This window comes from Bacillus salipaludis (assembly GCF_004358205.1).
Window position 1 is genome coordinate 402,380 of sequence record NZ_SMYO01000002.1, and the last position, 15,523, is coordinate 417,902.

Sequence of the window (15,523 nt, forward strand, 5' to 3'; positions counted from 1 at the left end):
ATATTAAATAAATGTAAGCGATTCAATTAAATATACAGGAGGTTCCTTATGAAAAGATTGAAAAGAAGTTTAACTGGAATAGTAACAATGGTGCTCTGTCTGACCCTTGCATTGGTTGGATGTGGGAAAGCAGATCAAGCATCCAAACAGGGGCAAAACGGTGATGAAGTATTACAAAAGATAAAAGCAGAGAAAACGTTGGTTGTTGGAACAGATGCAACATTCCCGCCTCTTGAATTTAAAAACGATAAAAAAGAATTTGATGGATTTGATATTGATTTGATGCGTGCAATTGGAAAGGAATTAGGAGCGGAAAAAGTAGAATTTGTCGATACGGAGTTTAAAGGTCTTATCCCTGGCCTAGAGGCAAAAAAGTTTGATGTGGTTGCTTCCGGAATGTATATAACTGACGAAAGAAAGAAGGCCATTAATTTCTCAGATACCTATTACCCAGGCGGACTTTCTCTTTTAATTAAAAAGGATAATCAATCCATTAATAGTATAGAAGATTTAAAAGGGAAAAAAATCGCCGTTCAAATTGGGACAAAATCTGTACAGTTCCTTCAAGAAAACTACCCTGACATAAAAAGAGCAGAAGTAGAGAAAAACGTTGAAATGTTTCTAGAACTTAAAAGTGGACGAGTAGATGCTGTTTTAACTGGCCTGCCGGCAGCCAAGGTATATGCAATGCAAGACAACTCTGTGAAGGTATTGGATAAGACATTAACAAATGAAGAGTATGGATTTGGAATTCGTAAGGAGGACTCCTCTTTTACACAGGCAGTAAATAAAGCATTAAAGACATTAAAAGAGAACGGGAAATACCAACAAATCAGCAAAAAGTGGTTCGGGGAATAAATCGAAGAAAGAGGGGGACTCCTCCTCTTTTATTAGAAAGGAGCAGAATCGATGGATTTTAATGTTTTATTTGAAAATGGCAATTTTCCCTTTTTACTCAAAGGGTTGAGCATTACCCTTACGATGACTTTTTTTGCACTTATATTAAGTTCTATTATCGGCTTGCTTATCGGGATTGGAGGTATGTCAAAAAATAAAACGATTTCTTTCCTTTGTTCCGTGTATTTAGCTTGGTTTAGGGGAACCCCACTGCTTGTACAGCTGATGATCCTTTATTATGGGCTGTCCATTGGCTTGGGGCTTGATTTGACCGCTACGGTTGCCGGTGTTTTAGGGATGGGAATGTACAGCGGGGCTTATGTTTCAGAAATTGTTCGCGGATCGATTCAGTCTATTGAAAAAGGACAAATGGAAGCTGGGCGTTCACTTGGATTAAGCCATTGGCAGACGATGAGAAAAATTATCTTACCACAGGCATTGCGAAGAATGCTTCCTCCATTGGCCAATGAATTTATTGCCTTAACAAAGAATTCCTCCTTGCTGTCCGTTATTACTGTACCTGAATTGATGAGGGCAGGAAATTCGATTGTATCCAGTAACTTTAAGTATTTTGAAATCTATATCGCAATCGCGGTTTTATATTTTGTGGTTAACTTCATGATTTCTAAAATCATTAGCTATTTCGAAAAGAGATTGCATGCAGGGGTGGCGCGTGTATGATTACAGTCAAAGAGATCAACAAACATTATGGGACACACCATGTTTTAAAAAATATAAGTTTGGAAATCGAAAAAGGCGAAGTCGTTGTAATTATCGGTCCGAGCGGTTCAGGAAAAAGCACGTTTCTGCGCTGCCTAAACTATTTAGAGCAAATCCAAGATGGTGTTATTGAGATTGAAGGGGAACCAATCGGGCTTCTACAGCAAGGCCCCAAAAAAGCAGAGATGGCTCAAAAAGAATTGAATGCAATGAGAGAAAAAGTGGGGATGGTATTTCAAAATTTCAACTTATTTCCTCATAAAAGCGTCCTGGAGAATGTGATCCTCGCCCCTCTGACTTTAGGAAGGATGAAAAGGAAAGAATCAATAGAAGTGGCGAAGGAGCTGCTAAAAAAGGTAGGATTAGCTGAAAAAGCAGAGGCCTATCCAGATAATCTTTCTGGCGGACAAAAACAAAGGGTAGCGATTGCACGGGCATTGGCCATGAAGCCGCATATTATGCTGTTTGATGAGCCTACTTCGGCACTGGATCCGGAACTCGTAGGGGAAGTGTTAGCTGTAATGAAAGAACTTGCAGCGGAAGGAATGACCATGATTATTGTAACCCATGAAATGGGATTCGCTAAAGAGGTGGCCGACCGTGTTGTGGTGATGGATGATGGGCGGATTATTGAGGATGGACCGCCTTCTATTATTTTTTCAACTCCACGAAGTGAAAGAACGAAGAGTTTCTTAAGTAAAGTACTAGCACATTAAATAAATCGTGCGGGCCAGGCTCCAACAAGGTTAATAAAAAAAGTAGGTGAAAATTCCAAGCGGCAATTTTCGCCTATTTCTTTTTTAGGGATTTTCCTACAATTACAAGGAGAGGACGGTAAGCAGTATGTATACGATTACAGCAAAAGGGATTTGGTCAGGGCGTGTGGACAGCGAAAACGTTTCTGATCTGTTTCGATTACATCAAGTTATTCATATTGAGGATTTATCTGCTTTTCAGGAAGTGCAAACCACCCCAGCGATTGGAATCATCGGCTTTAAATGTGATGAGGGGGTTAGAAGGAATAAAGGAAGGGTGGGCGCTTATCATGCACCGGATGAGATTCGGAGAGCACTCTCTTCCATACCAGGACATTTGGTATCTAGTGGGAAACTGTATGACTTCGGCAATGTTAGCTGTGATGATGGGAATTTGGAGCAAGCCCAAGCCGAACTAGGTGAATATGTCCAAAAAATGATGAGTTTCAATATTTTTCCGGTCATCATCGGCGGCGGACATGAAGTCGCATATGGGCACTTTTTAGGGTTAAAGCCATACTGGAAACAAGGCAGGCAAGTTGGGATCGTTAATTTTGATGCCCATTTTGACATGCGTCACTATGATGAAACGACGAGTTCCGGAACGATGTTTAAGCAAATGGCAGATGAACTGGCAAACGAAAACCTTGCATTCCAATATATGTGCATCGGTATTCAGCGTTACGGAAATACAAAGCATCTATTTGATACGGCAAAACAATACGGATGTGAGTATATTCTAGAGGATGAGATGGCACAACTTGGTATGGAACGGGTCATTAAGCAAATCAATGCGTTTATCCAAAGGAATGATACGGTGATGGTAACCTTATGCAGTGATGTCATTGGAGCTGGCTATGCCCCCGGTGTAAGCGCCCCACAGCCCTTTGGAATGGAACCGAAAGTACTGAGGGCATTATTAAAAGAAGCGGTGAAGCATAAGAAAACAGTAAGTTTTGATATTGCTGAAATTAACCCAAAGCTTGATTTGGACAATCGAACGGTTAAACTGGCAGCTGCTTTTATTGTAGAAGTAATTGATAGTGTTTTGTCAAAGGAGAGTGACCATGGGGACGGTTTTCCCGGCTTTTTTTATAATGATGATGAATACAACAGATCCTTATTGAGCAGGAGCTTTAGTGAGGCTCCAATTTAATAGCTTTTTTACATTTTTCATTTTAAGAAATCGGGCACGTTTCTAGAACAAAAAAAGTGATTTTCTAAATAATTCAGATTGTTTAATAAATAAATCCCGATTTCTCAGTTATGACACTGAGAGATTGGGATTTTTAATACTGGAATATCCTTAAGGTTGCCCTAGACGCAGGCAATTAGTTTCTTTTTTCTTTAAACAGACTTTTTCAAAGTACCGGTTTGTTTAGATTCATTTGTTAATTGACTTGATAATAGATAGGCAACTAAAATGTATCTTTTGGGTGCATCTCCGATAAAGTTAAATGGATAGCAGGTTGAAACCGTTAGCGTGGCTACCGGTTTCGGAACGATAACCGTCCTATCATCTTTATCAACGATTCTTACCTTTTTTATCTTATAGGTAAACTTGCCCGCTGAAGTAGTAACAACAAGCAGGTCTCCTTTTCCAACCTGTCCCAGCCTTCGAAAAACGGTAATCCGATGCCCTGATAACACGGAATTATCATTTTCCCCAGGGAGAACACTTTGCGCATAATGCCCAACACCCTTTGATAATTCATCTTCATCTGAACCTTCAAAAATAGGTAATTCAGCTTTAAGCTTAGGAATGTATAATTCACCAAATTGTTCATCTTTTTTCGGACGAACGGTGTATAATTCTTGAGACATGGCCACTTGATTGTTTTGGACTTCAGGCTTTTTAATTGAGTTAGAAGTGGCCGAAACGGTGTCCGGTTTATGCATTTTGTACATAAAATATCCCAGTAAGAACTTATAGCCATTTGTGGTTGAAATAGCTAAACCTGTTGCGATCAATAGAATCGAAACAATTAGGGTTATTTTTGTCTTTTTTCTTTTCATCCTAAGCTGCCTTTCTTCTAAAGGAAAAATAAAGACCGGCCCCTCCTAAAATCAAGAGCATTCCAATGAGAACATTCTGAACATAATTTCCAGCAGTATTCGGAAGCTCACCGCCTTTTACAGTTTTCATCACAGGATGAAGAACTGCCTTTTTCCCTTTTACAACATGCTTTGCAATTGGCTTTGTCTTCACAACCTCTTTCACTTTGTCAGTTGTAGTGCTTAAATCTTTACCAACTTGTTTAACGGTATCAGAGTCCACCATTTCTCCTGTGATAAGTAGGTCCGCTAAAAAGTTTCCGTCCAAGTCAGAAATGGTTACTTTCAATTTTGCATTAACCAGTTCTTTCATGTTTAATACATCTAGTAAAGTTAAAGGTGTTTCATTTTCCCCTTTTACAAGAACGAAATCTATCTTTAACTCCAGCATCGTTGTTAACTCTTGATAAATGGACAAAAGTTCCTGGATCTGGTCGGCAGTTAACTGGTCTATCGTTTGAAATTGTTGAAAAGCTTCCATTCTTTGTGCCAATTTGTCCATTTGATCGAGGGCTTCAGGTGTGGATAGTTTCTCCTCTAATCCTTTTAAATGGTCCGCTAAATTTGTTAATTCTTGATCTGTAAGTCCAAATTCATCCTGGAACATAGTTAACAGTTCTTTAATAGAATCTGGGTCCAGTTCATTTCCTGATCCGCTGTCATCCGGATTTAAATAAAAGTAGACTGCTTGATCAAGATCGTCTACAAATACATAGTCGTTGATGTCTTCACCGTTTTCTTTTAATAAGGCAGTAATTTGTTCAATGGATAAACCGTAATCATCCTTCATATAGGCTAAATTACTATAATCCGATTTGATCACTTCACCAAGAAATTCCTTTAATCCATCGGGACCGTTCACGGTTTTAAAATTCCCCAAAGTTTCATCATAATTACTGAGAGACATCTCAATGTCATCTTTTGATACTGTAAAACCGCGGGTCTGGCTGACTTCATTCAAATAAGTTTGTAAATCAGCATCAAAATCGGAGTTTTCGGCTGCAAATGCCAGCTTTGGTATGAATCCTAAAAATAAAACTAATGAAATGACAATCCTAGCAATTTTCCCCACACTTCTTCCTCATTTCTACATTTCTAGTTGATATTCTTCCAATAAATTATACTTTTAGAATCACCTTAAGTAATTATTAATTTCTTTTTTTAAAATAATTAGGAAGAAATGCACATCCGAAAAAGGGGATTGATGGTAGTCCCTAGTACTTTTTTCGTGATAATTGTTAAATATTATCTTGGACCCCCACTCAAGAGCCCGGCTCAGCTAAAGTTTAAAGTATTAAAGCGCGGTTGATGGAAAAGATTGAAAAAGAGTTTAACTTCAGTTTCTAATTAAACGTGTGTGTAGATGCCCAGTTTGTCGAAACGAGTATAATTATGCGTGATGTAGTCATTGTTTGATAGTTTGGGAGATAAATCGGGAAAAATTAAACAAAATTATCGACAAAATACTTCCTCGGAAAGAGGACAATGTTCGTTTTCCAAAGGGCTTTTGGCGGTTTTAATCAAACGTTTGTTTAAAGCTTGAAGTCGTCGAATGATGTCATTTAAAACCATTTTTGCCGGGGACTGGTCAGTTGGAAGGTCTATTGACCCGGTTACCTTTGAACATAGCTTTCCGTTCCAATCCACATGATCGATCCTTTACATGAATGATTGCCCAATGATAACTATTAAATAAATAAAAAAACACAAAGCAGATGCTTTGTGCAAAATAGGGATGGCTAAATTACTAACAGGTTGAGGAGGTGATCAGAAAATGTTCCCATTCGATTACTTCCAGTTCCTTTTGAATTTAAAAGTCTCTTGTATATAACCATAAACGGACACGGGGGACATAATCATTTGATAGCCTAGAACGAAAACAATAAAGCCAAAGATATTTTTACGGATTCTAAGGTTTAAAGGTTTAAATACATAATTTCTTTGATAGAAATAAAGAATGCTATAGCTTATTAATGTTAAGGGAAGAACCAGTAATGTCATCGGCCCGACAATCCAGTAGTATCCAAAAAACATCAATATCAATCCAGGAATCCAACATAGTGTATAGGTAAGATCTAAATACGGCATGATTAAATTAATGCCGGTTAAGTATTTTACATAAGTTTCAGGCTGATTCCAGGGTTTTATTTCATTTAATCCTTCTATCATTCCTCTTGCCCATCTTGCTCTTTGCCGGACAAAGTGTTTAAGGTTGCTAGGTACCTCGGTGAAAGAAACGGCCAGCGGCTCAAAATATACTTTCCATTTTTTATTGAGTAAACGCCAGGTTAAGACAATATCTTCACCAATTGCATCTGGCCAGCCGCCGACTTCCTGAATGCATTCTGTTTTATAAAGACTATAAGCACCTTGGGCTACCAATGTCCCTTGATACAGACCTTGTAGTCTTTTAATTGATGCGATCCCCAAGAAGTAGTCCCATTCTTGAATTTTTGTCCATAAATTCTCCCGACTGTTTTTCGCAAGAACCGATCCGGCAACGGCACAAACATCACTGGGGCTGGACTTCATTCGTGCTACAAGATAACGAATCGATGATGGATGAAGCAGGGTATCTGCATCAATGGTAATGACGTAAGGAGTTGTAACGAACGCTAAAGCCTTGTTTAAGGCATGAAATTTACCCGGTTTCTCTTCATTAAGTACTTCTATTTCCATGCTTAATTGTTTTTTTGCTTTTAATGTTTCCTGGACGGTTTGATCGGTAGAGCCATTATTGATGACAAAGACTTTTATTTTTCCTTGATAATCTTGTTTATCAATGTAGTCCAACGTTTGAAAGATTTTTTCTTCTTCATTGTGGGCAGCAATGAGGATGGTGATCGTATCACTAGGAAATTCGTTTTTATAGGCTGGCTGACGGTCTAGGATTAAGCTAGCGACTAAAAAGGCATTCATATAACCCGGAATGTAAGAGATCCCTCCGATGATGAGTAATGCAATTGGAAAAGAAACAATATGGGAGAGATCTTTTAGCCAAGGGAGTGCTATATAAATTGAAAAACACATCCATACGAAGGCAGCAAAATGACTGATCCAAAACTTTGTTTTTATTGGAATGTAAAATCTGTTGTTGTACTCATTATTTATTCGGGTGTTAATAGGATTGAATGCAGGTTTCATAGGAGTTTAAGCCTTTCATAGGAAATTAATATAAAACTAATAATTTATAAAATATCATATCTTACAGAATTTGTAATGAATTTCTACGTTTTTTCGACAAAGTATTTTTTGGAAATGGGTCAAGGTTCGATTTTAAAAGCTTTTTTGCTTCATCATCGCATGAATAACTGTCGTTAGCCCTTTTGAAATTTGAGATATGTTGAAAATCATCAAAAATTGGAGATGGGAATAAGTACCTATAAACTAGCACAAGCGATCTGTATAAATGAGAATATACTAAAAAGAGAAATAAAAGAAATCACATAAGCATATTGAACTTACAAATGAATTACTTTATAAAATGACTTACGTTAAAGGGGTGATTGGTAATTGGAGACTAAGAAAATAAAAAGAACTGCAGTCGATTCTATCCTTTATACAGAAGTTGACGATTGTAAAACGGACGATCAAACAGATGATTGGGATGTCCAATTTGAAGGAAGTGAAAAGACCATGGGGACGGTTCTGTCGGCTTTTTTATTCCAAGAAATTTATAAAATAGGCCAAGATAACTGAAGTGCCCCTATTGCAAGGAAACAGCGGATAAGGGATCTTGGGGAAATCCTTAGAAAACAATCATCTTAAGTGTAGATAGGGAAAGAGAGAAGTGTTCAGAGCACTTCTCTTTTTTGAGATCAACAAATTTTAAAGCACGAAAACAGCTTTAAATAAAGACAAAAACATTTCTTTTAATAAAAAACTTCACCTGCTATAACACCCAAAATAATAAGAATGTCTAATGTTACAAGTATCCTCATCCATAATTTCATAGAGTGCCCTCCAATCTTTCATGTTTTATATAAGGAATTTTCTATCGAATAAAACAAATACCACATTACTAAATATACGCGTAACCTGTAGTAAGATGAAAAGGAATTGAATATATAACGAAAGTAAAGGCTATCCACTACTTTTATCTTTTTCTTCCCTTCCTAAAACCTAAGTAAAACACACCCAAACTATAGGCTGCAAATCCAAAAATAGCCATAATCATTTTCTTATGCGATTTCCATAGTAAGGCCATATTGGAAATAAGAGTCCCTTTCGTATGTAAATAATAGAGATAGACGATTAGCAGGGATAGGAAAATAAGAAAGATCACCTTAAGTAAATGAAAAAAACTTACATTTTCGAGAAAAGCTGTTTTCTGTTTCTTCTTTTTTGAGGAAGATTTTTTTATTGCCCTTGTTTCAGTCATCGAATGCTCCTTTCGATTTTTCGTTAGAAAGAATATTTTTGGTATATTCGAGATTTGTATTGAAACGATATTGTTTTTTATAAGCATACAAAATAAATAATACGAATTAAATAAGAAAGCTCTGATCAGGAATAGGAAGATAGATGATAAGAAAGGAAGTGGTATTTATAGGAAAAAAAATATTGACGTTGATAATCATTCTCATATAAAATATTTAATGAAAATGATAATCAATATCAATTGTTTTTCCCTCAACCCTTTTTTGCATTTCAATTAAATAAATGAATCAGCAATAGAATGATAGAGTGAGTGGTTATGAATGTTGATTATGCTGATGATAGATGGAGGGGGTGTAGAAGTATGCCATGTTCAATACTTGTTGTAGGTGGGATTATTTAGACGTGAGTGCTAAAAATTTTGAACGGATTGTATAAATCATTATTTTAATCCTATTGGTTGGAAAGTAGGTTTTTATGATATGCGGAAAATCATTGGAAAAATTCATTTATGGTTAAGCATGTTAGTCGGTATATTTATCGTACTGATTGGGTTAACCGGAAGTTTACTTGTTTTTGAACCGGAATTAAATCACGTCATACATCCTCATTTATTTCACGTTACAGAGGGCGAAAAAGTACCTTACCAACAAGCTTTGGATACGGTATCAAGCAAATATCCAAAAGGGGAAATTAAACGTGTATATACACCAGATGAACCAAATGCGAAAGGAGTTTACTTATTTCGTCTGAAAGAGGGTGAAAAGCAGCAAGAGATCTATGTCGACCCGGGAACCGGACGGATCAATGGAACATTGGGTGATCATGCATTGCTTAATATCCTCCTTGATTTTCATAAATCACTCCTCCTTGAAGATTTTAAAGGTGAGAATATTGTCGGTATCATTGGATTTCTATTCTTCCTCATCACGTTGTCAGGAATCTATTTATGGTGGCCAGGAATAAAAAAGTGGAAAAACGGTTTTAAAATTAGACGCAATAAAAACGTTTTTGTAAAGAATTACGATTTCCATAAAGTCTTCGGGGCAGTGTCCCTGCCATTTTTATTGATTGTTTCATTAACAGGTGCTCTTTTTACATATGACGAGGCCCTTTTTGGCTGGTTTGGCGGAAAGGCAAAGGTAACACCTCCAGAGGAGAAACTAATTTCTAAGCCTCTTCCAACTGGTAAGCTTCCACTAGACCTTTTATTAAGGAAAGCTGAAAAAGAAGTACCTAAGGGAACGATTACTCAAGTTAGAATGCCAGAAAAAATGGAGCAAGGAATGTCTGAAGGGGCTGTAGAAATTCGCCTTAGTCGTTCTTACGATCCTGGAGATGGAAACATACGAGTATGGGTAGACCAGTATAGTGGAAAAATAGTAGGAAAGTTAGATCCAAAAATAAACCGTGGGCTCCTTTATCAAATATGGCATTTTCCCTTACATACAGGAACTTTTGGAGGAATATTCACAAAAATTTTATATGCAATTGGCGGTCTTACACCATCCATTCTCATGATTACAGGAACTTATATGTGGTGGTTTAAGAAAAAGAACAAAAGAAAACAAAGAAAGAGAACCGTTCAAGCTGCATAATAAAAACTTGTTTTCATTTTCGTTAAATCTTTTGTTTTTTGATATTTAGGGGTGAGGCCCTCATTTGACATGATCTCAGTATGTATAAGGAAAGATTAAAACTCGCCAAAAAATCATCCGGCGAGTTTTTGGGTTTTAATTACTATTAGATATATCAAATTATGACCCCGAAACTATATCATGAACAGCAGAAACGTCTGCAATTTTTACCCTTCTAGCAGCTGGGCGAATGACCCTGCCGGCTCTTGCACCAGTATATTCACCATTATGAACGGTTAGCTGGCCATTAACCAGAACATGGTGAATACCCGTTGGTCCGACTAAAGGGTTATGAAACGTTCCGCAATCGGCGATTGTGTCAGGGGCAAAGACGACAAGATCGGCTTGATAGCCAACCTTTATCATCTACCGTCATGAAGTCTCATTAATTGCGCAGGAGCACTGGTCATTTTTCGAATGGCCTGTTCAAGCGTTAATGCTCCATCTTCTCTTACGTATTTTCCCAGGACCCTTAGGAAGGTACCGGTTAACCTTGGATGTCGCTTTCCGCTAAAAATACCATCGGAGCCAACCATTTGCAAGGGATGGCACATGCCGAGCAATACGTCCTCTTCCAGTCCCCAATGAATCACCATTGTGACACTTCCTCTTTCTTCGATTAAAAGGTCGAAAGCGGCGTGCTCTGGTGTTTTTCCATTCAGTTCAGCAATTTCGATGACACTTTTTCCTTCTATAGGCGGCAATTTCGATTAAGGGGGAAATTCTCTAATACTGTCCAAACTTCCGACAACTTTCTTGCATCTCTTTATTAAGAAACCTATACAATAGAAGGATTTACTCAGTTTCTAATCAAACGTTTGTATAGAAGCCCAGTTTGTCGAAACTGGTACAATTATTCGAGATAAAGTCATAGTTTGATAGTTTGGGAGATAAATCGGGAAAAGCTAGACAATATTATCGACAAAATATTTCCTCGGAAACTAGACAATGTTCGTTTTTCAAAAGGCTTTGAGGTGGTTTTAATCAAACGTTTGAATGAAAAAATTTGTATCAGAATTTGTCGGTTTATACGGATTAGGCGCTCTCTTCTTAATTTTAAAGTGGTCATGAGCGAATATCTTACGAGAACCGGTGCGGCTGACTAAACCGGCAAAGCATTGTCTATGCGAAGAGCTAAGCATCTCTGGGGGCTACTGATTTCGTTGCAAATAATAAATGTCCCTCTTCAGAAGAGGGACATTTATTATTGTGGTGGAAACAGAAACTCTTTTCATGTAGTAGAATTTGTTGACTAAAGGGCCTTTAGGTTGCCTCAGTAAACCAGCAGAACCGTCCCCGTGGGTCCTTTTCACATTAACCTTTGTTGCAGTACACAATGAGGTTAAGTAGTTAAAATAGGTCATTTTATTTTTAAAAAATATGTGGTAGAATATACCGAATGTTTGTTCTGTATTTTGGGTAGAATAAGAACATGGACATAACGATGGTACAGGATGGGTACCAAGGGATTGGCACGAAAATGAAATATAAAGCCATGCATATGGATTTGATCGAAAATCCATATGCATGGCTTTATGGAAACGAAAGGGGAAAGAATATGATTACACAGAACGAAACCTCTCAAAATGGAGGGACATTTGGGAGCTTAAGTAATTTATTATTGGTCATTATCATGATTCTTGGTGTGTTTGTAGCTATTTTGAATGAAACGCTGCTAAATGTAGCTTTATCAAAAATTATGAATGATATTGGAATCACACCGAGTACTGCGCAGTGGCTGTCAACGGGATACCTGCTGATGATCGGAGTGCTTATACCAGTTACTGCTTATTTGATTCAACGGTTTACCACTAGAACCTTATTTCTTGGGGCTATGTGCTTGTTTACGGTGGGAACATTTATTGCGGCGATCGCACCGGGGTTTACCACGCTTTTATTAGGGAGGGTGCTTCAAGCTTCGGGTACCGGGCTGCTCTTTCCCTTACTAACCAATGTAGTATTTTCTATTGTACCGATCGAAAAAAGGGGTTCGGCAATGGGGACGATTGGAATCGTCATAACATTTGCTCCTGCGATTGGTCCCACTCTTTCAGGAATCATTGTCGAACATTACAGCTGGCGGGTTCTCTTTTATGGTGTCCTGCCGATTGCGCTCTTTGTCATCCTCTTTGCCTTTTTTAAGCTCAAAAATGTAACGGAAACGACGAATCCAAAGATTGACCCGATTTCGCTTTTGCTTTCAACCTTAGGATTCGGGGGCATTGTATACGGATTCAGCAGCTCCGGAACTGAGGGCTGGTCAAGCCTTGGAGTCCTTATTCCGATTGCTATTGGTGTTATTGCCTTGGTGCTGTTTACTTGGAGACAATTGACCATTTCACACCCGTTGCTCGATTTAAGAACATTTAAATACACTATTTTTAGACTTTCTACGCTTATCATGATGATTATCATGATGGCAATGTTTTCTGCGATGATGCTGCTGCCGATTTTTCTGCAGAATGCGTTAGGGTACAGTCCGTTTAAGGCCGGTTTAGTCATGCTACCAGGCGGAATTGTTATGGGGATAATGTCGCCAATCACAGGCCGATTATTTGATAAATTCGGCGCGAAAGTGCTTGCGTTAGTTGGTTTAGGATTAATTGCGATTACCTTATGGCAATTTGCTTTTATTACATTATCAACTTCCTACAGCACCATTATGATTTTCAATACATTATTAATGTTAGGTATTTCGATGGTTATGATGCCGGTTATGACTAACGCATTAAATGAGCTGCCCCCTGCGTTATATCCGCACGGTACAGCGATAATCAGCACGCTTCAGCAAGTGGCGGGTGCTGTCGGAACAGCATTGCTTGTGTCTGTTATGACCAATAGCTCTAGTCACTTTATGGAAAATACGGTGATGAAAGATGATTCAACTTTACCCATTTTAGCGATGATTGCTGGAATGAAAAGTGCGTTCTTACTGGCATTCGGATTAGTTGCCATCGCATGGATTGCTTCATTTTTACTTAAACGGGCGTCATCTCAAGAATTAAATATGAAGCAGCCGTCTCCGAATTGATAATTCTGATTTGGCTGAATAGGAGTTTAAATGATTTGTTTTCGGTTGCATTCTTAATAATGGGATATAAAGAAAATGCTGTGTGAATTACCACACAGCATTTTTTTCGTGTTGTATATGCGGCAGTGATTCATTGCCGATAACCTTCTAAGGCATTATCTTGAAGAATCGCATACAAGTTTCAACATCTTTAAAGATTAACGGATTTATTCCTGTTATTTCCTTTACTTTCCTCCAACTCCCTATAATGGTTGATTTTTTCTTCAATCTTAAAAAGATTATTTTGTAAATCTTTTATTTGTTCCAGAACATTTTTTTGATGTATTTCTAATAATTCACGCCGCAAACTTATTGTAGAATCGCCTTTACTTCGCAGGTCAGAAAACTGTTTCATTTCAGCCACGGGCATATCGGTTATTTCAGGGAGGGGTTAGATAAGCAATCCGTTATTAACGGAAGTCAAATTAATGAAGCTTTAAACGAACAATGGCTAAACCCTGATAAAATGGTGTTCATGCAATCATCGGGTATAAAATACACTTACGTTGACTGCAATAAGGTCCCTGGATGCAATCAAACCTATTGTGTAAAAGATATGTATTTATCTGATGGAACAAAAATGGATATGGACGGGATCTAGACAGTTACATTAAATGAATTTTTGGCAACTCTCTACGAATGCTTTTAAATGTTTATTCAAAGTTAATTAGGATAATTGGTGATTATGTGATACACTTTGTTTACCATTTGATTTACTGTTTACATGTACCCTGCTCATTCGTGAGTGGGGTTTCTTGCTTTTAAGATAAATAAAAAACAGACTCTATAAAGAGCCTGCTTAAGTTTAGGTTTATTATTAAGCTTTACGCACGTTAGCCGCTTGAGCTCCACGTTGACCTTGCTCAACATCGAAAGTCACAGCTTGACCTTCTTCTAAAGATTTGAAACCTTCGCCTTGAATAGCTGAGAAATGAACGAATACGTCTTCTCCACCTTCACGTTCGATGAATCCGAAGCCTTTTTCGCTGTTAAACCATTTTACTTTACCATTTTCCATTTTTGTTGCCTCCTAGTGTGTAAACACACACATTGTATTACTATCCTTGCTCTCAGTGATCATCAAGACGAAAAGTTTTACTCATACAATCCTTTACACCGAACAAAAATAATTCTTATATAGATTAACATTTTTCACAAGTATTTGCAAGAAAGACCATGGGGACGGTCCGTCCCCATGGTATTTATTTTTTTTCCGCCTTCAATAAGGCCGCGTAGTTTGCCGCCTTTTTGGGTGAGGCAGTGAGGGATTGCTCATACCCTTTCTGGAAGCCTTTTTCGTACGCTGTCACAAACTTTTGACCAAGTATCCGCTGGGCCGCCTGTACCGCATTCATTTCTGGATGGGAATGCAGGTAGGCGTCGAATTTTTCGCCAGAGGGAAAGGAGAGGTACACCTCCCGGAGAAGTCCTATTTTCATGAGGGACTGAGCTACCTCCTTCTTGTTGTCCAAGCGCAGCTGGGAGGGCGGCATTTGCTGCCAAGCACGGGAGATCCTAAAATTATGGCGGTCTTCAAGCCCTGAATGGATTCCTTCATAATATCCTTTTTTCATCCCCACCTGGACAGGGTCCGGCGGCGGTTGGCCGTCAGTGTGAAGACCACCGGCGAAAAGAAGGACGGCAAAGAGGAAAAAGACCCAAAGTTTCCGTATCAAAAGCTTTTCCCCCTTTCTGTGTATTTTATCTCCTTTAGTTTAACCAGTCATTTCCTTCAAATACCAAAGGAACAACATCAATATTTGGTTAACGCTCTATACCTTCATCCAACACTTCAAATTCTTCCTCATCTCGTTCGATTTGTTACTCATCGGACTCTGTCTTTTTCTTTCTGACATCAAAAATTCACATGTTTATGCTCTCAATCTCCATTTCTTATTTTGCAAAACAAATAGTGTTATAACCTATGAGTAAAAGTCCCTTTGTTCAAGGAATTTCGACTCATCCATTATAGATCCAGCTTAGGTTAAAAGAACGCTTTCTTTGTTAAATGA

Annotated in this window: 15 protein-coding genes; 7 read left to right on the top strand and 8 right to left on the bottom strand. The window is 38.1% G+C overall.

Annotation, left to right across the window (positions count from 1 at the left end):
* Positions 1-48: 48 nt before the first annotated feature.
* The 4 genes from E2K98_RS04660 to hutG all read left to right on the top strand — a co-directional run bounded on the left by E2K98_RS04660 (position 49) and on the right by hutG (position 3,528).
* On the top strand, positions 49-858 hold the full coding sequence (locus E2K98_RS04660; protein ID WP_133333098.1) for a transporter substrate-binding domain-containing protein: 810 nt from the start codon (positions 49-51) through the stop codon (positions 856-858).
* A gap of 51 nt (positions 859-909) precedes the next feature.
* A complete protein-coding gene (locus E2K98_RS04665; RefSeq protein ID WP_133333099.1) occupies positions 910-1,578 on the top strand; it encodes an amino acid ABC transporter permease in 669 nt (222 codons plus the stop codon).
* Complete coding sequence (locus E2K98_RS04670) at positions 1,575-2,333, top strand: amino acid ABC transporter ATP-binding protein (protein ID WP_133333100.1); 759 nt, start codon at positions 1,575-1,577, stop codon at positions 2,331-2,333. The genes E2K98_RS04665 and E2K98_RS04670 overlap by 4 nt, the downstream gene beginning before the upstream one ends.
* A 127-nt stretch (positions 2,334-2,460) precedes the next feature.
* Positions 2,461-3,528, top strand: a complete 1,068-nt coding sequence (gene hutG / locus E2K98_RS04675; protein WP_133333101.1) for a formimidoylglutamase — start codon at positions 2,461-2,463, stop codon at positions 3,526-3,528.
* A 191-nt stretch (positions 3,529-3,719) separates the two neighbouring features.
* Here hutG and E2K98_RS04680 read toward each other — a convergent pair whose 3' ends face one another.
* From E2K98_RS04680 to E2K98_RS04690, 3 genes are all read right to left on the bottom strand, one after another.
* Entirely contained in the window at positions 3,720-4,388 is a 669-nt protein-coding gene (locus E2K98_RS04680; protein WP_133333102.1) for a class D sortase, read from the bottom strand.
* 1 nt (position 4,389) lies between these two features.
* Positions 4,390-5,499: a processed acidic surface protein gene (locus E2K98_RS04685; RefSeq protein WP_133333103.1), complete on the bottom strand. Its 1,110-nt coding sequence runs from the start codon at positions 5,497-5,499 to the stop codon at positions 4,390-4,392.
* Between the two features lie 716 nt (positions 5,500-6,215).
* Positions 6,216-7,571, bottom strand: coding sequence for a glycosyltransferase family 2 protein (locus tag E2K98_RS04690; RefSeq protein ID WP_133333104.1), 1,356 nt, complete (start codon positions 7,569-7,571; stop codon positions 6,216-6,218).
* A gap of 369 nt (positions 7,572-7,940) precedes the next feature.
* On the opposite strand from E2K98_RS04690, the gene E2K98_RS04695 reads away from it, so the two are divergent.
* A complete protein-coding gene (locus tag E2K98_RS04695; protein ID WP_133333105.1) occupies positions 7,941-8,126 on the top strand; it encodes a hypothetical protein in 186 nt (61 codons plus the stop codon).
* Positions 8,127-8,523: 397 nt separating this feature from the next.
* Here the strand turns inward: E2K98_RS04695 and E2K98_RS04700 are convergent, their stop codons facing one another.
* Positions 8,524-8,808, bottom strand: coding sequence for a hypothetical protein (locus E2K98_RS04700; protein WP_133333106.1), 285 nt, complete (start codon positions 8,806-8,808; stop codon positions 8,524-8,526).
* 478 nt (positions 8,809-9,286) lie between these two features.
* On the opposite strand from E2K98_RS04700, the gene E2K98_RS04705 reads away from it, so the two are divergent.
* Entirely contained in the window at positions 9,287-10,402 is a 1,116-nt protein-coding gene (locus E2K98_RS04705; protein WP_133333107.1) for a PepSY-associated TM helix domain-containing protein, read from the top strand.
* 159 nt (positions 10,403-10,561) lie between these two features.
* On the opposite strand, the gene E2K98_RS04710 is transcribed toward E2K98_RS04705, so the two are convergent.
* Positions 10,562-10,807, bottom strand: coding sequence for a hypothetical protein (locus E2K98_RS04710; RefSeq protein WP_133333108.1), 246 nt, complete (start codon positions 10,805-10,807; stop codon positions 10,562-10,564).
* On the bottom strand, positions 10,804-11,037 hold the full coding sequence (locus E2K98_RS04715; RefSeq protein WP_133333109.1) for a hypothetical protein: 234 nt from the start codon (positions 11,035-11,037) through the stop codon (positions 10,804-10,806). The genes E2K98_RS04710 and E2K98_RS04715 overlap by 4 nt, the downstream gene beginning before the upstream one ends.
* Before the next feature lie 962 nt (positions 11,038-11,999).
* On the opposite strand from E2K98_RS04715, the gene E2K98_RS04720 reads away from it, so the two are divergent.
* Complete coding sequence (locus E2K98_RS04720; protein WP_133333232.1) at positions 12,000-13,472, top strand: DHA2 family efflux MFS transporter permease subunit; 1,473 nt, start codon at positions 12,000-12,002, stop codon at positions 13,470-13,472.
* An 856-nt stretch (positions 13,473-14,328) separates the two neighbouring features.
* Here the strand turns inward: E2K98_RS04720 and E2K98_RS04725 are convergent.
* Both E2K98_RS04725 and E2K98_RS04730 read right to left on the bottom strand, forming a co-directional pair.
* A complete protein-coding gene (locus E2K98_RS04725) occupies positions 14,329-14,529 on the bottom strand; it encodes a cold-shock protein (RefSeq protein WP_028401851.1) in 201 nt (66 codons plus the stop codon).
* Between the two features lie 184 nt (positions 14,530-14,713).
* The gene (locus E2K98_RS04730; RefSeq protein WP_133333110.1) at positions 14,714-15,187 is read right to left on the bottom strand and encodes a hypothetical protein; all 474 of its coding nucleotides are present in this window, start codon (positions 15,185-15,187) and stop codon (positions 14,714-14,716) included.
* Positions 15,188-15,523 lie beyond the last annotated feature (336 nt).

Bases quoted from the DNA above. Each gene is read 5' to 3' on its own strand.
- hutG (WP_133333101.1), top strand. From the start codon at position 2,461: ATGTATACGATTACAGCAAAAGGGATTTGGTCAGGGCGTGTGGACAGC.
- E2K98_RS04670 (WP_133333100.1), top strand. From the start codon at position 1,575: ATGATTACAGTCAAAGAGATCAACAAACATTATGGGACACACCATGTT.
- E2K98_RS04725 (WP_028401851.1), bottom strand. From the start codon at position 14,529: ATGGAAAATGGTAAAGTAAAATGGTTTAACAGCGAAAAAGGCTTCGGA.
- E2K98_RS04690 (WP_133333104.1), bottom strand. From the start codon at position 7,571: ATGAAACCTGCATTCAATCCTATTAACACCCGAATAAATAATGAGTAC.
- E2K98_RS04720 (WP_133333232.1), top strand. From the start codon at position 12,000: ATGATTACACAGAACGAAACCTCTCAAAATGGAGGGACATTTGGGAGC.
- E2K98_RS04715 (WP_133333109.1), bottom strand. From the start codon at position 11,037: ATGGTGATTCATTGGGGACTGGAAGAGGACGTATTGCTCGGCATGTGC.
- E2K98_RS04660 (WP_133333098.1), top strand. From the start codon at position 49: ATGAAAAGATTGAAAAGAAGTTTAACTGGAATAGTAACAATGGTGCTC.
- E2K98_RS04680 (WP_133333102.1), bottom strand. From the start codon at position 4,388: ATGAAAAGAAAAAAGACAAAAATAACCCTAATTGTTTCGATTCTATTG.
- E2K98_RS04705 (WP_133333107.1), top strand. From the start codon at position 9,287: ATGCGGAAAATCATTGGAAAAATTCATTTATGGTTAAGCATGTTAGTC.
- E2K98_RS04710 (WP_133333108.1), bottom strand. From the start codon at position 10,807: ATGATAAAGGTTGGCTATCAAGCCGATCTTGTCGTCTTTGCCCCTGAC.
- E2K98_RS04665 (WP_133333099.1), top strand. From the start codon at position 910: ATGGATTTTAATGTTTTATTTGAAAATGGCAATTTTCCCTTTTTACTC.
- E2K98_RS04700 (WP_133333106.1), bottom strand. From the start codon at position 8,808: ATGACTGAAACAAGGGCAATAAAAAAATCTTCCTCAAAAAAGAAGAAA.